Source organism: Gilvibacter sp. SZ-19, from assembly GCF_002163875.1.
Classification (GTDB): domain Bacteria; phylum Bacteroidota; class Bacteroidia; order Flavobacteriales; family Flavobacteriaceae; genus Gilvibacter.
Genome location: NZ_CP019333.1, coordinates 2498769 through 2521268, shown reverse-complemented (window position 1 = coordinate 2521268; position 22500 = coordinate 2498769). Strand labels below are relative to the sequence as shown.

Here is a 22500-nt window from a genome sequence, read left to right as displayed (position 1 = left end):
AAGTATGAAGAGAGAGAAATTAATTGATATCTTGATTGTTCTTTAGTTTTTCAAGATTGGCAGCCACTCTAGCTTTACTCGCCGCATTTGGAGCATTGGCCAAGGCTTTTTCTAGGTGTTTCGCCGCTTGCTTATAATCTCCTTGAGCGGAATATCCACGAGCTAGACCATAATGCACCGGCCAAGTATCAGGGTTTTGCTTAGCGTTTCGCTTAAAGACCGCCATAGCCTTATCTACCTGACCTGAAGCAATTAGCTGACGTCCGTATTGATGCATTTCTAATACTGTGGCGAGGTCTAAGGCTTCCGCCATGATGGCATCGGCTTCTTCGGAGCGGCCTAAGGCCTTTAAAAGCTGTGCTTTGGTACTGAGATTTACATAGGTCTTCTGGCTGTAGAACTTACCTGCTATGGCATTGTCTATCCAACTCAAAGCTTCTTCCAAAGCAGTATTGTTCTGCAGGGCATAAGCAGCAGCCTGCTCCCAGGTCTGTCTGTTGAAGCCCGGTTGATCTTGCATGGCCTTGCGGGCTTCTGCCAGGACCACCTCAGCAACAGGAACATCTATCTTTAAAGGAAAAGCCAGCTCTTCCCATTTAAGGGTCAATACCGTAGAATTCGCGGTAATCTCATCAAATTCAAAGACCAAGGTCTCTTGGTGATCTATGGTCTCTGGGGTTACTCGAACTCGAGCAATATCCTCACTTGGTTTATAAAAGAAACTTCCCCAGGCCGATGAGTTACTAGACAAAATAACTGTGGCCGGGCCGTTTTCCTCTAAAGCGATAAAATACCCATAAGTACCGGCAGGCACCTTGCCTCCTCCTATTAGCACGTCATGAGTAAAGGTGATCTTGGTGTTCTCATTTGCACCAGCGCGCCAAGGAGCGGCCTCCGAAGTGCCGAAGCCTAGATTTTGAAAACCGTAATGAGCAATGGGAGTTCCGTAGATCTCACGCCCGCGAACACTGGGCCTGGAATAATCTACAGTGATTTCGGTGAGACCGATCGTTTGGCTTACTTTGGCCTGAGGACTTGCTGCTCGAGGAGTTTGGATCTGGGCCTGAGCTGCACCTATGAATAAGAGTGTGAGCCCCAACACCAGATGGGTAAAGATTTTAGACATGACGCTTTTGTTTAATTAGTTGATAACAAGGTAGTGGCAGATTCAACGCAGCCCTGTTAGCGCCCTGTTAATTAACAGCCAAACCTTTGTTAAGACCTACTCCTCTGCCTGTAGTTCGGCTAAGAAAGCCTCAAAGGAGGTTACAAACGCAGTGTATTTATCGCCTGTGGCAGGACCATTGAACCCTGTGTGTATTTTACGAACAGCGCCTTTTTTATCGACCACTATGGTGGTGGGGTAACTCAATACCGCATTCAACATGGGGAGTTTTTCGCTGGCCTCACTTTTAGAATTGGTGCCGTATTGTGCCAACACTATCGGATACTCTAGGCCCATACGTTCCTTAAGCCTGTCTATGGCCTTAAAAGCTGGTTCCGGGGTCTTGGAATAGTCTATCGCTAATGCGATGAATTCTACTTCGGAGTCAGGGTTGCGAGCTATATAATCTGCAAAATATTTGGTCTCGTCCAAGCAATTAGGACACCAGGTTCCCATAAGTTGCACAACAACGACCTTGTCTTTGAACTGCGGATCGTCCAAGGTCCAGATCTTACCATCAGCATCGGGAAAAGCAAAGTTAAACCGCTCATAACCGGGCTTTAAAAAGGTCAAGGAATCTGGATCAGCGAGTTCATAACCAGGATCAAGCTTGCCATTAAATGCCGCCTTGTAATGATTCCCGCTGTAAAACATGCCGCCATTTAAAGTACTGTCGGTCGCTTTCGCAGTGAACAAAAATGCGTGGGCTCCGTCAAAGGTGGAGAGTTTTAAAGAATCTCCATCGACCACACCTTCTAAATAACGATAGTCTCCTGTTTCTGTGCGAATAGTTCCTGTAAGTTCATTGCCTTGCTGCTCAAATACGCCTTGTGCCGGATAGGTATTGCCATCGTTCTCTGTAAACTCGATCTTCCAAGTACCGCCAAGCTGCACTTGCGCAGGGTCTACTTCTCTAAAGCGTTCGCTATCGCCATGGACCATGGAAAAGGGAATGGATCTTTCCATATTGGCGATGATAAAATCACCTTCAACCTTCTTCTCGCTTGTAAACACACCTTGGAATTCACCAGCGAATACTGGATGTTTTATTAGTACGGAATCACCATTTTGAACAATATCCGTGATTGCTATACGCTCCTCCGCATTGCGGATAACCGCAGTGCCATCGGCCTTGAACTCTATGTTAAATGGAAGTAACATCTCATCCTGCAGTTCCATGTTAACGCGCCAGTCTCCCGTTTTAAGTGTTGGAGCCTCATCAGCGCAGGAATATAAAAGCAACGAAAGGAATGTCAGTAATAGCAATCTCATCTGAAAGGATTTATAAAGACTTGGTCGAAAGATGTAAAAGTACTTACAAAATTCAATCTTGTGATGTTGCTCTGGATTTTAATGTGAAAAATCCGCAGCTATCCCCTAAAACGCTATGACTTCATCTGGTAAATGCTATCTTTGCAGCTTAAATAGCGCATAGGGGCATGAAGATATCTTACAACTGGCTAAAACAGTTTATCAACATCGATTGGGATCCTGAAAAAACAGGAGCATTACTTACAGATCTCGGCTTGGAGATAGAAGGTATAGAGCGTTTTGAATCTGTACCCGGAGGCCTTGAAGGTGTAGTAGTTGGACATGTTTTGGAATGCGGACAGCATCCGAACGCCGACCGCTTAAAACTTACCAAAGTTGACATAGGGGCTGACGAACCCGTGCAGATAGTATGTGGAGCACCTAATGTGGATAAAGGGCAAAATGTACCTGTAGCAACGGTAGGCACTACTTTATATGATGCAGAGGGCAAGCCTTGGAAGATCAAAAAAGGAAAGATTCGCGGTGAAGTTAGCATGGGAATGATCTGTGCCGAAGACGAGCTCGGACTTGGAGATTCTCACGACGGTATCATGGTCTTAGACGCAGCTCTCACCCCAGGAACACCTATGAATACGGTGGTTGATGTAGAAATTGATCACGTATTCGAAATTGGCCTTACCCCTAACCGCGCAGATGCCATGAGCCATTGGGGAACCGCTCGCGACTTAAGAGCCGGACTCTTACAGCAAGAGGTAAACATAGAATTGATCACTCCTTCTAACACCAATTTTAGAGTGGACAACAGATCTAATAAGATCGATGTTAAAGTGGCCAATAACGACCTGGCTCCTCGTTACTGCGGAGTCACCATTAGCGGCCTTAAAGTCGGACCTTCGCCAAAATGGTTGCAAAACCGCTTAAAGGCTATAGGACTCACTCCTAAGAACAATGTGGTAGATATCACCAATTATGTGCTACACGACCTTGGGCAGCCGCTACACGCCTTTGACGCTGCCAAGATCAATGGAGCTACTGTAGAAGTTAAAACACTTAAAGCAGGCACCAAGTTCACTACCCTAGATGGAGAAGAGCGCAGCCTGCACGAAGATGATCTGATGATCTGCGATGCAGAGAAACCGATGTGTATTGCAGGTGTTTTCGGCGGATTGGACAGTGGAGTGACCCAGCAGACCACGGCAATATTTTTGGAATCGGCCTATTTTGATCCTGTGAGTATCCGCAAGACTGCCAAGCGCCACGGACTCAATACCGACGCCTCTTTCCGCTTTGAGCGTGGTATAGATCCGAACATTACGGAATACGCCTTGATGCGCGCTGCAATTTTAATCAAAGAATTGGCGGGTGGTGAGATCACCAGTGATATAGTAGATATCTATCCGAAGAAAATAGAAGATCATCAAGTAGTATTGAACTTTGACAATGCTACACGCCTTATCGGGCAGGAGATCCCAAGGGAGACCATTAAAGCCATTCTTACGTCTTTGGACATTAAGATCAACAATGTGACCGAAACTGGTATAGGAATGACAATCCCTGCCTACCGCAATGATGTGACTCGCGAGGCGGATGTAGTTGAGGAGGTTCTCCGCGTTTACGGTTATAACAATATTGATTTTGGAAAGAAGCTGAATGCCTCTATCTCCGAGACCAAGCGTATCGAAGATTATAGAATTCAGAATCTTATAGCCAACCAATTAACAGCACTAGGATTCAATGAAATGTTGGCAAACTCATTGACCAAGCCGGATTATACAAACTTGACCGCAACCTTGGACGAATCCAACAATGTGGCCATGTTGAACCCGTTGAGCAATGATCTGTCTGTGCTAAGACAGTCCATGTTATTCACTACCCTGGAGGCTGTTGCGTACAACAAGAATCGCAAGGCCAGTAGTATAAAATTATTCGAGTTTGGTAAGACCTACCATCAGGATGGCAAAGATCGCATAGAGCACAAGCATCTGGCTATCATTGCAGAAGGCAGCGTTTATCCGGACCACTGGACACACAACGGAGCCACCGAGATCGATTTCTTTTATTTAAAAGGAGTTGTAAGTGGTATTTTGGAGCGACTTGGCCTAACCGATTACAACGAACAACCCAACGCTACCGATGTCTTTTCAGAAGGGATCAGCCTTAAAATGGGCGAAACCGAACTGGTAAGCCTTGGGGTTGTACATCCAAAGATCGTAAGTCATTTTGCTATCAGTAGTCCTGTTTTCTATGCGGATTTCAACTGGGATGCTGTTTTACAAGCCTTGTCCACCGGAGAGATACTCTTTAAGGCTATTTCTAAATACCCAGAGGTGAAACGCGATTTTGCACTCTTATTGGACGAGGGAGTTAGCTTTGAAGCCTTACACGCCACTGCTTTTGCTACGGAGCGCAAGCTGCTTAAAGAGGTACAACTCTTTGACGTTTACACCGGAAAGTCTTTACCTAAGGGGAAGAAATCTTATGCCTTGAGTTTTACTTTGGCAGATGAGTACAAAACCCTAACAGACAAGCAGATCGATAAGATCATGAGTCGTTTGCAGCAAGCCTTTGAGTCCAAGTTTGAGGCGCAATTACGCTAAGCGATTTACTGTTTGATCAATTTACTTAAAAGCACTTGCCCACTTGTGGTCGTTAGGCGCACAAAGTAAGTACCTGCAGCCCAATTAGTGGTATTGATCTGTAGCGTAGAATCGCCCATAAGATTGCCTTGATATAATTGTTGTCCAAGGGTATTGAATATTTGCACCTGGGCACCTAGTCCCACAGGAAATTCCAAAATAAAGTAGCTTTGTGCAGGATTTGGGTATAGGCTGATTCTGTTTAGTATGAATTCATCTGTGTCCAATGGATCGCAGGAAGGATCCGTAGCGGGAAATTCATTAAAGATACCCGCATTGATGCTCCAACTTAGCCACTCACCGCCACTGCCTGTTTGCCAATCGTTCAGATCGAAAGTATTTTCGCCCGTTTCTGTGCCTTTGACCCTGTAGGCATATAAAGCCGTTCCATCTCTATACCAAGTGATCGGCCCACCAGGGCCTATAACTTCTGGCCCAGGCACCTCCAAGTTACAATTGGAATGTATAAAATAGACATTGTCATCGAAAGTTGGGTACTCCCCAAACACTCGCGCTATTCCATCCGGAGCAATACAAATAGCGGCAAACTCGTCGCAGGCAATACCTCTAGCATTTACTCCCATATCGACCATGGCACGCGCCAAGAACACACTGTGTCTGGCACGTCTATCTGGATCGTCATAGTGTGTGTCTGTGATCACTCCTGTTAAATAATCGATGTCTAAAAATGGAGCTCCACTTAGGGTAATGTTAGGATGATAGGGATTTGTAGTGGCTTGGTCTGAGGTAACAGTTCCGTTTTCTGCAGTAAAATAAATACTGCCCATTATAGCCATTCCTGCGCTAATACCACCGACAACGGCACCACGCTCTGAGATAGCATCGTTTATTCCTGTAGCAACACCCGTGCCTCGCCAGTATGAGACATAATCCCACTGATCTCCACCCGCAAACCAAATCGCCTCTGCCTGTTGTATCTTATTCAAAACATAGGGTTCACTTGCGGCGGTCCAATCGTTAAAGACAATGGTCTCTACAGAATTCACAGTAACGCCCAACTCGCTGTACATATAATCGTTATAGCCATCAGAACCACTGGCACGCAAGACCAATACATCTCCGCCATTGGCGCGCTGCAAGAACCAGATCATTGCTTGATCGTTCTCGCCAGCTCCACCCATGAGTACAAAACCGCCTTCTGGGTTTACTTCTGTATCTGTTGGGTTTCCTGTAACATATGAGGTATAATTAGTCTGCGCCCCGACGTGAAAAGCCGTGAGTAAAAGAACTAATATGCAGAGCTGCTTAGAGTTCATCTGCAATTAAAAAAGCGTCCACTAAGTGGATAAACCCTTGTTTGTGGTAATAATTGGTGGCAGTTATTGTAGCCGCTGGAGCATTTGGAATCTGCAAACGGATATTTCCGCCTTGACTTTTAAATTCAGGATCTATATCTGCAGAAGATCTGAAATAAGCCGCTCCGGCATTTTGCTCCAAATTGCGTTGTAGACTGTTTTGGTCAACCCTTCCTATAATAATATGACGCAGCAAGGCTTTTTTTAGTTGTTCGGAATTGGCAGGTTTTAAAAGGGCCTCCAAAGCCTTTTCATCGTATTGGGCAAAGGCCGCATCAGTGGGAAGAAATACGGTGCACATGCCAAGCTTATCAATAGTTTCTTGCGCATTGGTGAGCTCAAAGATGGTGGTGAGTACTTTAAACTGCTCGGTGCCCTTGATATTCTCGTAGATGTTTTTAGTTGGAAATATTGTGTCATTTCCTATGAGTTGATATGACTTAGAGGCAACACCGGCTTGGTAATCTTGAGCTTGTAAAGGGCTTAAGATCAAAAGGAAACAAAGTGTAAAAAACAGATTCTTCATAGCAAGGATATTTATGCTAAGATATCAAATAAGCCGGGCTTTCAAAGACCGATGATGTTAAGGCTGGTAAAGAATTGTTAATTTTTACCAGAAGAATTTGTTTGAATTAAAAAAAGGTTTCAACTTTGCAAAAGCATAACGAAACAATGAATATTACACAGTTACATCATCACCATGCGCACTCTGGCCTTCAGGCGAGCTAGTATGGTATTGATTACTGTTTAAATCCATATAACCCGTCTGAGCAATCAGACGGGTATTTTTTTTCCCGCATTTTGCTCGGACACTATTAAACGAAAATGAGCAGATTAAAAATTGCAATTCAAAAGAGCGGGAGACTTCACGACAAATCCATCGAATTACTCAAGGACTGTGGTATTTCCGTTCAAAATGGAAAGGATCAATTAAAGGTTACTGTAGCAAACTTTCCCCTAGACATCCTCTACCTCCGCAATTCGGATATTCCGCAATATCTGGAAGACGGAGTGGCAGATATAGCCATAGTTGGAGAAAATCTCTTGATAGAAAAACAGAAGAACGTCTCTGTCATTCGGCCATTGGGATTCTCAAAATGTAGGGTGTCGCTCGCTGTTCCTAAAGCCGTGACGACTAACGAATTGAGCTATTTTAACGGAAAAAAGATCGCCACCTCCTACCCGAACACCTTAAATAAATTCTTAAGCGACAATGGGATCGAGGCAGACATTCACCAGATCGCTGGTTCTGTAGAGATCGCTCCAAACATTGGCCTGGCAGACGGAGTTTGCGACATTGTGAGTTCCGGCAGTACTTTGTTTAAAAACGGTTTGCGAGAAACTCAGGTCATTTTAAGATCCGAAGCTGTTCTGGCCAAAGGCCCTCAGTTATCCGAAGAAAAGCAAGCCATATTGGACAAACTCTGCTTTAGAGTAAACGCAGTATTGCGCGGTAAAGCTTCTAAATATGTGCTAATGAATGTACCCAATGACAAGATTGCCGCCGTTTCTGCTTTGTTACCCGTATTGAAAAGCCCTACGGTCTTGCCCTTGGCAGAAGAAGGTTGGAGTTCACTACACACTGTGATCGACGAATCTCAATTTTGGGATGTGATAGAAGAGCTTAAACTCGCAGGTGCAGAAGACATACTGGTTGTACCTATTGATAAAATTGTACGCTAATGGAAGTTTATATCAATCCGCCGAAATCGCGCTGGGACTATCTCTGTAAACGTCCAGCTTTAGATAACTCAAACTTAAATAAAACGGTAGTCGATATAATGAATGCCGTAAAAAGCGAAGGCGACGCCCAATTGTTGGCTTATGCAGAAAAGTTCGATAAGATAAAGCTAAGCAGTATTGTTGCAACTGTCGCCGAGATAAACCGCCAAGCCGATCAAGTAGCGCAGTCCTTAAATGATGCTATACAAGTTGCTGCCGCAAATATTGAAAAATTCCATAAAGCACAGCGCCTAACGCCAGAAAAAGTAACTACCTCTCCTGGAGTTGTTTGCTGGCGCAAACAATTGCCCATACAAAAAGTAGGGCTCTATGTACCCGGGGGAACTGCTCCCTTGTTCTCAAGTTTGCTGATGCTAGCCATACCAGCAAAACTAGCAGGATGTGAGACCATTGTTATCTGTACTCCGCCTAACGAGGAAGGCAGTATTGCTCCAGAAATTGCTTATTGCTGTAAACTTTTAGGCCTCGATGCAATTTTTAAAGTAGGAGGCGCACAGGCCATTGCTGCAATGAGCTTTGGGACAGCTTCTATTCCTAAGGTCGATAAGATATTTGGACCTGGCAACCAGTTTGTGACCCGAGCCAAAGAAATGAGCCTGAACTACGGACTGGCTATAGATATGCCTGCAGGACCTAGCGAAGTATTGGTTATTGCAGACAAGCAATCCAATCCGGAGTTTGTAGCAGCAGATCTTTTGTCGCAAGCGGAGCACGGTATAGACAGTCAAGTGATCTTGTTGGGAGACGATCTCACTAAAATAGGCGAGATCATGGGCTTGGTCAACAAAAAAGTGGAGAAACTGCCCCGAGCAGCCATGGCCAAAGAAGCCTTAAAGAACAGTAAAGCTGTTGTGTTTGATGAGCTGCAGACCTGTATGGACTTTAGCAACACTTATGCCCCAGAGCACTTGATCTTGGCTGTGCAAAACCCAGAATATTGGGCAGAAGCGGTTAAGGTGGCGGGCTCTGTGTTTTTGGGTAACTACACTCCAGAAAGCGCTGGTGACTATGCCTCAGGAACCAATCACACTTTACCGACCAACGGATTTGCGCGACAGTATAGCGGGGTGTCTTTAAACAGCTTTGTCAACTATGTGACCTTTCAACAAATCGATAAGGACGGAATCCAGAATCTAGGCCCCGTTATCGAAACAATGGCAGAAGCAGAAGGCTTACAAGCCCACAAAGATGCCGTAAGTGTAAGATTAAAAGCAATTGCAGATGGATACTAATGCCCTAATAAGGCCTAGTCTAAGGGATCTTAAACCTTATTCTAGTGCTCGCGATGAATACACCGGCAAAGAGGGAATTTTCTTAGATGCCAATGAAAACCCTTACGGCAATTTAAACCGATATCCTGATCCGTATCAGAGAGAGCTCAAGTCAGCGTTAGCACAATTGAGAAATGTAACTAGTGAGCAAGTATTTATTGGCAACGGCAGTGACGAGGTGATCGATCTGTGTTTTCGCCTTTTTTGTGAGCCTGGCAAGGATAAGGTTTTACAGTTTAGCCCAACCTATGGCATGTACAAGGTCTCTGCCGCTATTAACGATGTCGATGTTCTAGATTGCCCGTTGGATGCTACTTTCGAGATCGATCTGGCCAAGGCATTACAGCTCATAGAACAGCAACAACCTAAGTTGATCTTTGTGTGTTCGCCCAACAACCCGACCGGAAATCTGTTCAGCTTGAAAACTATCAAGGCCTTGGCCGCAGCCAGTCAAGGTGTGGTCATTGTAGATGAAGCCTATATAGACTTTGCGAATGCGCCCAGCGCTGTAAGTTTGATAGATACCATTGACAATCTGATCGTCTCACAAACCTTTAGTAAGGCTTGGGGGCTTGCCGCGGCTCGCGTGGGAATCGCCTATGGCAATGCAAACCTGATAACTTGGCTCAGCAATATCAAACCACCTTATAATGTAAGTGAGCTCAATCAACAAGCGGCATTAGATGCATTGGCTGATAAAGCCGGGTTTGAGCAACGCAAGCGCGCCATCTTGGAAGAAAAACAACGTCTTATAAGCTTTTTCAAAGCCTTCCCCCTGGTGGAAAAAGTATATCCTAGCGAGACCAATTTTATTCTTATCAAACTGCCGGACGCAACGGGCTGGTACGAGCGACTGATCAGTCAACAAATAATAACGCGCAACAGAAGTTCTGTGATCGCTGATTCGCTGCGCATCACAGTAGGAACACCAACAGAAAACGATATTCTCATCAACGCATTTAAAGCATGAACAAGAAAGTATTATTTATAGATAGAGATGGCACCTTGGTCATTGAACCTCCAGTGGACTACCAATTGGATAGCTTGGAAAAACTAGAGTTCTATCCTGGCGTGTTTCAGTGGTTGGCAAAGATCAATCAGGAGTTAGATTACACTTTGGTCATGGTTACCAACCAGGACGGTTTAGGAACAGCCTCTTTCCCGGAAGAGACCTTTTGGCCAGCCCACAATAAGGTAATGCAAGCCTTTTCAAATGAGGGCATAGAATTCTATAAAGTTCATATTGACCCTACCCTTCCGGAAGAGAACGCCCCTACGCGTAAACCGGGAACTGGCATGCTTGTAGAATATATTCACGGAAACTACGATCTGGAGAAATCATTTGTGATAGGCGATAGAGTCTCAGATATTGAGCTTGCTAAGAATTTGGGGAGTCAAGGTATTTTGATCGCTGCGGAGCCTAATAAGGACGCGGCCCTCACAACTACAAGTTGGGAAGATATTTACCGCTTTTTAAAAGGGCAAGACCGCAAGGCCGTGGTGACCAGAAATACTTCGGAGACACAGATCAATATTGCCCTTAACCTAGACGGAAAAGGACAAAGCAAGATCAAAACTGGGCTTGGGTTTTACGACCATATGTTAGAACAGATAGCCAAACACGGCGGGTTTGATCTAGCAATCGATGTTCAGGGCGATCTACACATAGACGAACACCACACCATAGAAGATACAGCCTTGGCTTTGGGAACCGCATTTAAAGAAGCTTTAGGAAGTAAAAAAGGAGTAATGCGCTATGGCTTTTTACTGCCGATGGATGATGCCTTGGCGCAAGTGGCCGTAGATTTTGGTGGTCGCCCTTGGTTGGAATGGGAGGCGGATTTTGAACGTGAAAAGGTTGGTGACTTGCCTACAGAAATGTTCTTCCACTTTTTTAAATCCTTTAGTGATACTGCGCAATGCAACCTGAACATTAAAGTAGAAGGCGATAACGAACACCACAAAATAGAAGCTATTTTTAAAGGTTTTGCCCGAGCGCTGCGGATGGCTGTTGCCAGAAGCGGGTCTAACGACATTCCAAGCACAAAAGGAAGTTTATGATAGCGATAGTAAAATACAATGCTGGTAATATCAGATCTGTGGAGAACGCGCTAAAACGGCTCAATGCAGCTTGCGTGATAAGTGATGACCCAACTGTGCTCGCATCGGCAGATAAATTGATCCTACCGGGAGTTGGAGAGGCCTCCTCTGCTATGGCCTATTTGAAACAAAAGGGCTTAGATACTGTTATTAAGCAACGGACTAAACCAACTTTGGGGATCTGTTTAGGATTACAGCTGTTCTGTTCGTATTCAGAAGAAGGCAACACGCCCTGTCTGGGCATCTTTGACGAACAAGTCAAGAAGTTTCCGCCCAGAGACAAGGTGCCGCATATGGGATGGAATGAAATTATCGATCTGAAAGGCCCTTTATTCAATGAGGTTAAAACCAACAGTGACGTTTATTTTGTACACAGCTATTATGCGGAGGTTGGCCCAGATACGGTAGCGTCTTGCGATTATATTCAACCGTTTTCTGCAGCCTTGGCTAGAGACAATTTCTACGCAACGCAGTTCCACCCAGAAAAATCCGCAGCTGTTGGAGAACAAATCTTGTCTAACTTTTTAAAGCTCAATGTCTAATGCGAATCATACCAGCTATAGACCTAATTGACGGTAAATGTGTGCGACTCACCCAAGGTGATTACAACCAAAAGACCGTGTATAACGAAGACCCATTAGAGGTCGCAAAGATGTTTGAAGACCACGGCATTGGGTATCTGCATTTAGTAGATCTAGACGGGGCAAAAAGCAAGCAAATTGTAAATCACAAGGTTTTAGAACGCCTGGCTTCGAAGACCGAACTCCAGATCGATTTTGGTGGAGGTATCAAATCTGATCAGGACATTCGCATTGCCTTTGAAAGTGGTGCCAAGCAGGTAACGGGAGGCAGTATTGCAGTGTCTGAGCCAGAACTTTTCAGTTCTTGGTTGGGACGCTACGGAGCACAAAAGGTCATTCTAGGAGCCGATTGTAAGGACCGAAAGATCGCAACCCACGGATGGCAGCAAGCCTCTAGTTTGGATGTGAACGATTTTATTGTCGACTACTTAAGCAAAGGCGCACAATATGTGATCTGTACAGATATTGCCAAAGACGGCATGCTACAAGGTCCAAGTTTTGACTTATACCGAGAGCTCTTGGCACTAGACGGCCTTAAGCTTATTGCCAGCGGCGGTGTTAGCACGCTAGATGAAGTTATACAATTGCGAGAACTGGGCTGCGAAGGTGCTATAATCGGTAAGGCGATCTACGAAGGAACCATTCAACTTAAAGACCTGGAAGCCCTATGCTAAAGAAACGAATCATTCCTTGTCTGGACATTAAGAACGGACGCACGGTCAAAGGGGTCAATTTTGTGGACATCCGAGATGCAGGTGACCCAGTGGCACTGGCCAAGCAGTATGCCGAGCAGGGTGCAGACGAACTGGTATTCTTAGATATTACCGCTACCATAGAAGCTCGAGAAACTTTGATCTCTTTGGTAGCAGATATTGCAGCCAACATAAACATTCCTTTTACCGTTGGAGGAGGCATAACAACTGTGGCACAGGCTAAGGCCTTGATAAGAGCTGGGGCTGATAAGATCAGCGTGAACTCCGCAGCAGTTAAACGTCCGGAATTGGTTCAGGAACTAGCTGCTGAATTTGGCTCTCAATGTGTGGTGGTAGCGGTAGACACTAAGTGTGAAGACGACCAATGGACGGTATTTGTCAGTGGGGGACGCACCCCAACAGGTATTGACACCCTGGCTTGGGTTGAAAAGATGGAGGCCCTAGGGGCTGGCGAGATCTTATTGACCTCTATGAACAACGACGGCACCAAGGCTGGCTTTGCCTTAGATATAACCACCGCAGTGGCTGAGAAGGTACAAATTCCGGTGATCGCCTCTGGAGGTGCGGGAACCATCGCGCACTTTGAGACCCTTTTTAAGCAAACAACAGCAAGTGCAGGACTGGCTGCCAGTATTTTTCACTACGGTGAGATCCCAGTGCCTCAATTAAAATCAGCATTAAAAGATAAAAACATCCCAATAAGATGAATCCGAATTTTGAAAAATCCGCCGATGGTCTACTCCCAGCGGTGATCCAAGACAGCAATACCAAACAGGTCTTAATGCTGGGCTATATGAATGAGCAGGCCTATAAGAAGACCTTGGCAGAGAATCGCATTACTTTTTACAGCCGATCCAAAGGACGTTTATGGACCAAAGGAGAAAGCTCCGAGAATTACCTTGCGCTAAAAGAACATTATTTGGACTGTGATCAGGATGCGCTTTTGTTTTTGTGTGAGCCTGCCGGCCCCACTTGCCATAAAGGCACGCAAAGTTGCTTTGCCAATGACAGCGCACAAGGCTTTTTAGGTCAGTTGGAGGCGACCATAGCCCAAAAGATAGTCAGCGACGAAGCAGACTCTTATACCCGCTCTTTAGCCCAAAGAGGAATCAATAAAGTGGCGCAAAAAGTAGGTGAAGAAGCGGTAGAATTGGTCATCGAAGCCAAAGATGATAATGCCGAGCTTTTTAAGAATGAGGCCGCAGATCTACTCTATCACCTCCTTATTTTGTTGAACGTTAAAGGGCATTCTATGGCAGATATAGAGGATATCCTTAAACAACGATCTAAAAAATAGATTTTAACAACACAGCTATTTGGAATGTAGCATTTTAGCGTGTAACTTTGAGTAAAAATTGGGTATGAGCTATGCTAAAAAGGAATCACCTTCTACCCACCTAAATTCAGCATTCCTTTGGCAAACGCTTTTAAGTGCAGCACAATTTTTGAATGATTCAGTACACGAATTTGAAAAATTTTGATCGGATGAGATTGAGCACGAACATAGAGCGCGAGTTAAACCGCAGAAGAGCAAAAAACAGCGCTGAAGTATCTATATTAGACCAGATTCAACAGGTCTTGGATTCCAATGAAGAGCAGCGACAAGACATTCAAACACGTCTTAGAAGCAGGTCGAAAACAACCGCCAATGCCTTTAAGCTAGAAGCTTTAGAGACGGATAAGATCTATCATATAGATACAATCAAGTCGATCTGTGTGGATTATCGCCTGCGCTTTTTAGATGCAGCCTTGTTCAAGAGCGAATTCCCAGAAGAAGCCATTAGTAAGATCAGAGCCTTAGAAGACGAGCACGACACTTCTCTGAGCGGCTTTAAAATGATGGCGCCTTCTAAACTCTTCAAGTTAGAGAATGCAGACGATCCACTACTCTTTGCTCCTATTGGCAATGGCTATTATTACCTTATTCACAAATGGGGAAATGACCTGAGCGGGCTTAGACGTCTTTTGGTATGGCCGGTAAAGAATTTCGACAATATGGTGTTTAGCATTTTTGTAACGAGCATCTTGTTGACTGCGATCTCACCCATGGGAGTATTTACCAACAAAGAAGTAGGCATGACAGAATACGTCATGTTGTTCCTGTTCATGTTCAAGGCGGTGGCTGCCATTGTTTTATACTACGGATTCGCCGCAGGAAAGAACTTCAATACGGCTATTTGGAATTCTAAGTATTACAACGCCTAAGCGTTGACCGCATACATTTTTTGTCGCAATTCCTTGATCTTGGGATCGCTCATGTACTCATCAAAGGTCGTATAGCGATCTATAACCCCATTCGGCGTTAATTCGATAACGCGATTACCTACTGTTTGCGCAAATTCGTGATCATGTGTGGTGAACAATACGGTTCCCTTAAAGTTCTTAAGCGAATTGTTAAAGGCGGTGATCGACTCCAGATCCAAGTGGTTGGTCGGTTCATCTAGCATAACAACGTTAGCGCGCAGCATCATCATACGGCTGAGCATACAACGCACCTTTTCTCCTCCGGAAAGTACGTCTGAGTTCTTCAAGGCCTCTTCCCCACTGAAAAGCATCTTTCCTAAGAAACCGCGAATGTAAACCTCTTCACGCTCCTCTTCTGTAGTTGCCCACTGACGCAGCCAATCTACCAAGGATATCTTTTCGCTAAAATAAGAATCGTTATCTGCTGGCAAATAACTCTGGGTAGTGGTGACTCCCCATTGGTATTTCCCGCTGTCTGCCTCTTTTTCTCCGTTAATGATCTGATAGAAAGCAGTGGTCGCTCTAGAATCTTTAGCATAAACCACAACCTTATCGCCTTTGGCTAGGTTTAGATCTAACTTTGTGAATAAGGTTTCTCCATCTAAGGAGGCCGACAAATTCTCGATGTTCAAGATCTGATCTCCTGCTTCGCGCTCACGCTCAAAGATGATCGCAGGATAACGGCGACTAGACGGTTTGATATCTTCTATATTCAGCTTATCGATCATCTTCTTACGAGAAGTCGCTTGCTTGGACTTGGCCACGTTGGCACTAAAACGAGCGATAAACTCCTGTAGTTCTTTCTTTTTCTCTTCGGCCTTCTTGTTCTGCTGTGCACGTTGACGTGCAGCCAACTGACTGGATTCGTACCAGAAGGTATAGTTTCCGGAATAGTGGTTGATCTTCCCAAAATCGATATCACTGATATGGGTACAAACAGCGTCTAAAAAGTGACGATCGTGAGACACAACGATAACGCAGTTGTCGTAATTGGCCAAAAAGTGCTCCAACCAAGAAATGGTCTCGTAGTCCAAGTCGTTGGTAGGCTCATCCATGATCAACACATCCGGATTTCCAAAAAGTGCCTGCGCCAAAAGCACACGTACTTTGAGTTTACCATCCATATCGGCCATTGGTGTATAGTGGAATTCTTCCTTGATACCCAAATTAGAAAGCAAGGCGGCGGCATCGCTGTCTGCGTTCCATCCGTTCATCTCTTCAAAGATCACTTGCAACTCCCCAACACGCTCTCCATCTGCATCGTTAAAGTCTGGCTTGGCATATATCTGGTCCATCTCCGTTTTAACTTCGTAAAGCGGCTTGTTTCCCATGATCACTGTTTCAAGTACAGTATGCTCATCAAAGACGTTGTGATTCTGCTCTAAAACAGACATGCGTTTACCGGGTTCTAGATGAACCTGCCCAGAGGTGGGCTCCATCTTACCCGATAAAATCTTTAAAAAAGTAGATTTTCCGGCCCCGTTAGCACCGATGATTCCGTAGCAGTTCCCATTGACAAAAGTGGTATTCACTTCATCAAAAAGCACACGTTTCCCAAATTGAACTGATAGATTAGATACTGAAAGCATAATTCACGTCTTAAAATGCGCCGCAAAAATAGGCATAAATGCGGGCTTTATAAAGGTTTTATAAGCCAATTATTTTAACGAGCGCTTAACACTAAGCTCAGGGCGGAGCGCTTATTTTTGTAAGGATTCTTTATGGAGCGCATGTTTAAAAAATACTTGATTCCCCTGAGTGTTTTACTCCCCTTGTTTTTTGGGGCTTGTAAGAGCGATAAGCAACAAGAAATAAACACATGGTTTGGTGGTGAGATCATTAATCCCAGAGCTGACTTTGTGCTCCTGGCCAAGAACTCTCGCGTGGTCGACACTATCTTTTTAGATAAGGACAACTTCTTCCGATACAAATTCGATAGCCTTGTTCCAGGCCTCTACAGTTTTATCCACAAGGAATATCAGCTGGTATATATAGAACCTGGAGACAGCATCATGCTGCGTGTTAACACTTTGGACTTTGACGAATCATTAGCCTATTCCGGTACTGGCGCAGCAAAGAACAACTATCTGATAGAAATGTTCTTGCACAACGAAGAAGAGCAAAAGCTCATGCCGAGCTATTATCAGAAAAGCCCGGAAGCTTTTAGTGCCTCTTTAGACAGTATGCGTAACATCCGCCTAAAGATCTTGAATCGATTCCAAGAAAAACACGAGACCTCAACAGGCTTTAACGAGGTTGCTCAAGCCAGTATTGACTTCGATTATTATTCTAAAAAGGAGCTCTATCCCTTTGCGCATTACGGCAGTAACCATTTGGAGAATATGAACTCCTTGCCAGAGAATTTCTACGCCTTTAGAAGCGGCGTGAATTACGGCGATGAGCACTTATACACCTATTATCCGTATTACAGATATATTTCGTCTTTTCTAGATAATGTGAGCTACACCACTTATATGAATCGGGCGAAGTTTGACAGAACATCTCCCTTGCATACCAAGGCGAAGCTGAAACTCATAGACAGCGTAATAACACACGATTCCCTTAAGAACAACCTGTTGTACGCCACCACGCGTCGCTACCTGATCAATTCTAAAGATCAAGACAGCAGCGAGGAGATCTTTGATCTGTTCATGCAAAAGAACAGCAGCAAGGCGCAGCATAAAGAAATGAAATTGTTGCACCAAGCCTGTGATAAGATGATTCCTGGTAACCCTCTGCCGAATCAGATGGTAGTTACCACAGACAATACCATAAAGGACCTACACAGTCTCATAAACAGACCTACGGTGCTTTTCTTCTGGTCGGCAGGTTCGTCTAACCACAACAAGCGCATTCACAAAAAAGCAGCAGAGATGAAAGCCAAATACCCAGAATTTGATTTTGTGGGTATCAGCGTAGATCAAAACCACGAAAAATGGCTCAAGACCATGGCGCTGCGCACTTTTAACGAAAAGACCGAATACAGATTCAACGACGCGGTTCAGGCAGAACGCGAGTTGGTGCTCAATTCTCCGAACAAGGCGATCATAGTTGACGCGCGAGGTCGTATCATTGAGAACAACACCAATATCTTTGGCAGCTCTTTCGAAGTACAATTACTCGGCTATCTGAACCGAGTTCCTTTCCAATAAAACTAATTGGTCCTTAGTTTCCTTTGCGGTAGTCTGCGAGGAATTTCTCTAAACCGATATCCGTTAGCGGATGATTCAACAGACCTTCGATAGATTTTAAAGGCCCTGTCATTACATCGGCACCAATTTTAGCACAGTCAATAACGTGCATGGTGTGTCTTACAGAAGCGGCAAGGATCTGTGTCTGAAATCCGTAGTTGTCGTAGATCAAGCGGATCTCATTGATAAGATTCAATCCATCGGTAGAAATATCGTCCAAACGACCAATAAATGGAGAAACATAGGTAGCTCCTGCCTTAGCAGCTAAAAGAGCTTGTCCAGCAGAGAATACCAAGGTACAATTGGTACGGATACCGTTGTCGCTAAAGTATTTGATGGCTTTCACACCGTCTTTGATCATAGGAACTTTAACCACGATCTGCTCGTGCAAAGCTGCTAATGCCTTTCCTTCTGCGATCATATCCTCGTACTTGGTCGAGATCACCTCCGCAGAAACATCTCCGTCTACAATATTACAAATGTCTACATAGTGTTGGCGGATATTATCTTGTCCGGTAATGCCCTCTTTGGCCATTAGTGATGGGTTGGTGGTAACCCCGTCAAGAATTCCCAATTCTTGGGCTTCACGGATCTGATCAAGGTTGGCGGTATCGATAAAAAATTTCATAAAGTTCCAGATGTGTAATTATGGATACAAAAATAAGCAAGCTCGAAAAGCCAACGCGCCATCCGCAGTAAAAATTATTTACTAAAACTGTTAATAACTGCTAGAGCTTGTAGTGCTTTCTGAGCATAGACTCGTACCAAGTATCTGGCAGTAGTCTTTTGAGTACGATAGACAGGCGCTGTAAAGGTGCCCCTACGCGGTAATGCACCTTGACCTTTTTCTTATTGATGAGGCGATACACAAAATTAGCCATGGCTGCAGGATCCTCACCAGCGTCCACGTGCTCGTTCATAAGGTCTAAAGACACCTTGTAGTTGTTGTAATAAGCAGAATCTTCTTTAAGCGGAGCGTGATAGCGACCGGCAGCGATATTGGTTGCAAAGTCTCCGGGTGCAACCGTTGTAAAAGAAATACCAAACTCACGCGCTTCCATACGCAAGGTCTCTGTAACAACTCCAAGGGCAGCTTTACTGGCAGAGTAGATTCCGCGATAAGGCAAGCCCATATAACCCGCTATAGAAGTGATATTGATAACGCGGCCCTGCCCTGCTTTACGCATGGCTGGCATCACGGCCTTTATCACGCGAATAGGACCGTAAAAGTTAGTGTCGAATGCTTTGTTGATCTCGGCATCTGGAGTTTCCTCTATGGGACCTGTTATTCCCACACCAGCGTTGTTTACCAAGACATCTATTCGACCCTTTTCGGCCAAAACCCAGGCAACAGCTTCTGTTATGGTCTGCGGATCGTTAACATCTAAAGGAAGTAAAGGAAATGGAGAGTCTGTGATCTTTGACGGATTACGACTTGTACCGTAAACGACCATGCCCTTTTGGTGTAGTAGCTCGCCAATGGCTCTGCCAATACCTGATGATGCTCCCGTTATAAAAACTACCTTACTCATAGAATTGCTAAGGGCCAAAAATAGCAAATGCAAAATCCTTGACCAAAGGGCAAAAAAAAATGGCAAGCTACCTACATCACACCGCTACGACCGTCTACCCTTGCTGTGTTCCCACCCTGGGGGATTCAACAGGAGCTGGTTGTGTAGGACTTGCCGCTGCAAAGATACGCTCATTCTTAATATTTGCAATGAATTTTAAGTTGAATTTAAAATCTCTTTGCCTTGATTTTAGCGCAAAATGGATAACTTGCCAAAAAATTTGGGATGAACTATTTCAAGACGCTTTTCCTACCGATTTCAATAGCCTTATTATTAGGTTCTTGTGCAGAACCAAACCTTAAAGACGAGCACGGGCTTAACCTAAACTTCTCAGAAGCCAAAGCCACCATGAAAGCAGATGCGACCATGGAAGTGAGTCTATACAATCCAAACAACAAGCGAGTAGACTCCGTTGCTTACTTTATAGACGATGTGCGTTTTGCAGCTACTGCGGATGGCAATGCGAGCATTCGCATTGCAGATGGTAAGGTGGGGCAAAGAACCATTTTGGCTCGTGTTTACAGTGGAGAAGATCGTTTTGTGACCCAAAAGAATATTACTGTCTTGGCTGCCAAGGCCCCTAAAGCCTATAGCTACGAGATCTTAGAGACCTATCCACACGACACTAAAGCCTTTACGCAAGGAATCGAATTTGTCGGTGATACCTTATACGAGAGTACCGGACAATACGGAGAAAGCACCCTGCGCAAGGTAGATTACAAAAGCGGTACAGTGGTAAACTCCATAGCGCTGCCTGGTAATCAATTTGGAGAAGGACTTACTATTAAAGACAACAAGATCTACCAGCTCACTTGGCAGCGTGGTATTGGCCTTATCTACGACCTAGACAGTATGGAGAAACTCGATTTCTTCAATTACGGCGATAGCAGACAAGGTTGGGGTCTTTGTAACGACGGAAAGAAGATCTACAAGAGCGACGGCTCTTCTAGGATCTGGATCCTGAATCCAGAAACCTTGATGGAAGAAGACTATATCGAGGTATACACCCACAGCGCCAAGATCGACAACATCAACGAACTGGAATTTGTAGACGGAAAGATCTACGCCAATGTGTGGCAGCGAGATGCTATTGCCATAATCAATCCAGCTACTGGAGCTGTAGAAGGCGTGATCAACACCCGTACCCTTAAAGATCAGGTGGCACAGGCTAGCGAAGACAATGTACTAAACGGTATAGCGTATAAAGGGGAGCCCAATACACTGTATTTGACCGGGAAACGCTGGGAAAAATTATTTAAAGTGGCTATTGCAGAATTGCAATAATCCATTTCCCTCATTGAAAAGGGCCGTTCCCTAGTTCTGCATTTTTATTCTGATGGATTTTGAGGTGATTTGAGTAACACTTAAATCAACCTTATGGCCAAGAAGATTACCCTTCAGATCCCGGAACCCTGTCACGAAGATTGGAACAAAATGACTCCACAAGGACTCGGGAGGCACTGCGATAGTTGTGCCAAGACCGTTGTCGACTTTACTGCCAAGTCAGATAAATTCATTGCCTCTTATTTTAAAAAGCACGACAATATCTGCGGACGCTTTAGATCAGATCAGCTCGATCGACCCATTGATCTCTCGGTAAGAAGAAATGCTATCTTACCTCCTCTGGCTGCATCTTTTATATTGCCTCTGGCCATGCTAGCAGCTAGTTCAGCTTACGGACAAGAGTCACCAAAACAGTTCTCTAGAGATGCGTCTTATGTCTCACTGAATATTGGGAGCCAAAAACAGCAGGCGTATAAAGATATTAAAGGCGTGGTTACCGATACCGCGGGAAATCCTTTACCCGGAGTAAGAATAAGCATTCTAGAAACCAACGATCAGATTCAAACAGACAATAAGGGAACTTACCGCTTAAAGGTTCAGGTAGGACACACTTTACGCTTTAGCTCTTACCTCTACCTCACGGAAGAAATTCAGGTCCATGAGCATCAAGATATTTACAGTTTTGCATTGCAATACAGCCCAGAGCATTTACCAGAAGTGGTGGTTGTGGCTCAGTTATACAAACCAGAAGCTCGAGCTATTAGCGGGTTTACCCTCGCCGTTACTCAAACAGAAACAACCAACACTAATACGGCAAAAGAAGTTTTGGAAAACAAAGCAGCCGTATGCGGATTGAATGAAACCACCAATGAAGTTGATCTCGTAGCCCCAATAGCCAAAGACAGTTTGCTCGTCACTCCTGCTGCAAAGATCATCAAAGTAGAAAGCATTCTAATGGACTCTGAGGGTACGGTAATTCCCTTTCAAAAAATTGCAATTGCCGGAACTCAGGCTGCCGTTTATACGGACGCGGACGGCTATTTTAGAACCGACCTCCGCCCTGAGGATGAGTTGGTCTTTGAGGTTGAAAATTTTAAACCAAGAACTCTTAAAGCTGCAGAAGTCCATGACGAAGTTGTGCTTGAAAACAAATGGCGAAAATCAGTGATGGGGCTCGTTGCCCATTATGTGACGATAGAATATGATGGTGTCATTCCTTGGTATCGTATTGGATACAGCCGATCTGAAAACTTCAACGGCAATCCGCAATTACAAGAAGACAGAGCTCGGTATGCCAACACTATTGAGTTTCAACGCTTAGAACGCGAAAAGAAAAAGGCAGCACGCAGGGCGCGGAAAAAACGCAAATAAGGCGCCACGCACAATAAGATGCTATGCAAAAAGTTATATTTT

The 22500-nt window shown here is 44.7% G+C and carries 20 protein-coding genes and 1 other RNA gene; 13 read left to right on the top strand and 8 right to left on the bottom strand.

All coding sequences use genetic code 11. The features are described 5' to 3' along the window. Positions 1-19: 19 nt before the first annotated feature. Together BTO09_RS11780 and BTO09_RS11775 are read right to left on the bottom strand one after the other, a co-directional pair. Positions 20-1126 (bottom strand): DUF2911 domain-containing protein, encoded by a 1107-nt coding sequence (locus tag BTO09_RS11780; protein WP_087524968.1) that lies wholly within the window; start codon positions 1124-1126, stop codon positions 20-22. Between the two features lie 96 nt (positions 1127-1222). Then, on the bottom strand, positions 1223-2437 hold the full coding sequence (locus BTO09_RS11775; RefSeq protein WP_087524967.1) for a peroxiredoxin: 1215 nt from the start codon (positions 2435-2437) through the stop codon (positions 1223-1225). Positions 2438-2604: 167 nt separating this feature from the next. On the opposite strand from BTO09_RS11775, the gene pheT reads away from it, so the two are divergent. Continuing rightward, positions 2605-5034: a phenylalanine--tRNA ligase subunit beta gene (pheT, locus tag BTO09_RS11770; protein WP_087524966.1), complete on the top strand. Its 2430-nt coding sequence runs from the start codon at positions 2605-2607 to the stop codon at positions 5032-5034. A gap of 5 nt (positions 5035-5039) precedes the next feature. Here pheT and BTO09_RS11765 read toward each other — a convergent pair whose 3' ends face one another. Together BTO09_RS11765 and BTO09_RS11760 are read right to left on the bottom strand one after the other, a co-directional pair. Then, positions 5040-6350 carry a T9SS type A sorting domain-containing protein gene (locus BTO09_RS11765; protein ID WP_087524965.1) on the bottom strand — a complete coding sequence of 437 codons (1311 nt, stop codon included), beginning with the start codon at positions 6348-6350 and terminating at the stop codon, positions 5040-5042. Then, complete coding sequence (locus BTO09_RS11760) at positions 6340-6915, bottom strand: fasciclin domain-containing protein (RefSeq protein ID WP_087524964.1); 576 nt, start codon at positions 6913-6915, stop codon at positions 6340-6342. The genes BTO09_RS11765 and BTO09_RS11760 overlap by 11 nt, the downstream gene beginning before the upstream one ends. Positions 6916-7214: 299 nt before the next feature. Between BTO09_RS11760 and hisG the strand changes: the two genes are divergently transcribed. The 9 genes from hisG to BTO09_RS11715 all read left to right on the top strand — a co-directional run bounded on the left by hisG (position 7215) and on the right by BTO09_RS11715 (position 15002). After that, a complete protein-coding gene (hisG, locus tag BTO09_RS11755) occupies positions 7215-8072 on the top strand; it encodes an ATP phosphoribosyltransferase (RefSeq protein WP_087524963.1) in 858 nt (285 codons plus the stop codon). Beyond that, entirely contained in the window at positions 8072-9364 is a 1293-nt protein-coding gene (gene hisD / locus BTO09_RS11750; RefSeq protein WP_087524962.1) for a histidinol dehydrogenase, read from the top strand. The genes hisG and hisD overlap by 1 nt, the downstream gene beginning before the upstream one ends. Continuing rightward, positions 9354-10373, top strand: a complete 1020-nt coding sequence (hisC, locus tag BTO09_RS11745; RefSeq protein ID WP_087524961.1) for a histidinol-phosphate transaminase — start codon at positions 9354-9356, stop codon at positions 10371-10373. The genes hisD and hisC overlap by 11 nt, the downstream gene beginning before the upstream one ends. After that, positions 10370-11464: a bifunctional histidinol-phosphatase/imidazoleglycerol-phosphate dehydratase HisB gene (gene hisB, locus BTO09_RS11740; RefSeq protein ID WP_087524960.1), complete on the top strand. Its 1095-nt coding sequence runs from the start codon at positions 10370-10372 to the stop codon at positions 11462-11464. Before hisC ends, hisB begins: the two co-directional genes overlap by 4 nt. Then, positions 11461-12045, top strand: coding sequence for an imidazole glycerol phosphate synthase subunit HisH (hisH, locus tag BTO09_RS11735; RefSeq protein WP_087524959.1), 585 nt, complete (start codon positions 11461-11463; stop codon positions 12043-12045). The genes hisB and hisH overlap by 4 nt, the downstream gene beginning before the upstream one ends. Then, positions 12045-12758 (top strand): 1-(5-phosphoribosyl)-5-[(5-phosphoribosylamino)methylideneamino]imidazole-4-carboxamide isomerase, encoded by a 714-nt coding sequence (hisA, locus tag BTO09_RS11730; protein ID WP_087524958.1) that lies wholly within the window; start codon positions 12045-12047, stop codon positions 12756-12758. The genes hisH and hisA overlap by 1 nt, the downstream gene beginning before the upstream one ends. After that, the gene (gene hisF / locus BTO09_RS11725) at positions 12752-13504 is read left to right on the top strand and encodes an imidazole glycerol phosphate synthase subunit HisF (RefSeq protein WP_087524957.1); all 753 of its coding nucleotides are present in this window, start codon (positions 12752-12754) and stop codon (positions 13502-13504) included. Before hisA ends, hisF begins: the two co-directional genes overlap by 7 nt. Continuing rightward, positions 13501-14094 (top strand): bifunctional phosphoribosyl-AMP cyclohydrolase/phosphoribosyl-ATP diphosphatase HisIE, encoded by a 594-nt coding sequence (hisIE, locus tag BTO09_RS11720; RefSeq protein WP_087524956.1) that lies wholly within the window; start codon positions 13501-13503, stop codon positions 14092-14094. Before hisF ends, hisIE begins: the two co-directional genes overlap by 4 nt. Before the next feature lie 188 nt (positions 14095-14282). Next, the gene (locus BTO09_RS11715; RefSeq protein ID WP_087524955.1) at positions 14283-15002 is read left to right on the top strand and encodes a hypothetical protein; all 720 of its coding nucleotides are present in this window, start codon (positions 14283-14285) and stop codon (positions 15000-15002) included. Here BTO09_RS11715 and BTO09_RS11710 read toward each other — a convergent pair. Then, the gene (locus BTO09_RS11710; RefSeq protein ID WP_087524954.1) at positions 14999-16630 is read right to left on the bottom strand and encodes an ABC-F family ATP-binding cassette domain-containing protein; all 1632 of its coding nucleotides are present in this window, start codon (positions 16628-16630) and stop codon (positions 14999-15001) included. The genes BTO09_RS11715 and BTO09_RS11710 overlap by 4 nt on opposite strands. Before the next feature lie 132 nt (positions 16631-16762). Here BTO09_RS11710 and BTO09_RS11705 point away from each other — a divergent pair, with 132 nt between their 5' ends. Then, positions 16763-18193: a thioredoxin-like domain-containing protein gene (locus BTO09_RS11705; RefSeq protein WP_087524953.1), complete on the top strand. Its 1431-nt coding sequence runs from the start codon at positions 16763-16765 to the stop codon at positions 18191-18193. A gap of 13 nt (positions 18194-18206) precedes the next feature. Here the strand turns inward: BTO09_RS11705 and fsa are convergent, their stop codons facing one another. The 3 genes from fsa to ffs form a co-directional block, all read right to left on the bottom strand. Further along, the gene (gene fsa, locus BTO09_RS11700) at positions 18207-18860 is read right to left on the bottom strand and encodes a fructose-6-phosphate aldolase (protein WP_087524952.1); all 654 of its coding nucleotides are present in this window, start codon (positions 18858-18860) and stop codon (positions 18207-18209) included. 100 nt (positions 18861-18960) lie between these two features. Then, the gene (locus tag BTO09_RS11695) at positions 18961-19764 is read right to left on the bottom strand and encodes an SDR family oxidoreductase (RefSeq protein ID WP_087524951.1); all 804 of its coding nucleotides are present in this window, start codon (positions 19762-19764) and stop codon (positions 18961-18963) included. 57 nt (positions 19765-19821) lie between these two features. After that, positions 19822-19920, bottom strand: an RNA gene (gene ffs / locus BTO09_RS11690) — signal recognition particle sRNA small type. Between the two features lie 108 nt (positions 19921-20028). Between ffs and BTO09_RS11685 the strand changes: the two genes are divergently transcribed. Further along, complete coding sequence (locus BTO09_RS11685) at positions 20029-21087, top strand: glutaminyl-peptide cyclotransferase (RefSeq protein ID WP_087524950.1); 1059 nt, start codon at positions 20029-20031, stop codon at positions 21085-21087. A gap of 93 nt (positions 21088-21180) precedes the next feature. Beyond that, positions 21181-22458, top strand: coding sequence for a carboxypeptidase-like regulatory domain-containing protein (locus tag BTO09_RS11680; protein WP_087524949.1), 1278 nt, complete (start codon positions 21181-21183; stop codon positions 22456-22458). The last annotated feature ends 42 nt before the right edge of the window (positions 22459-22500 follow it).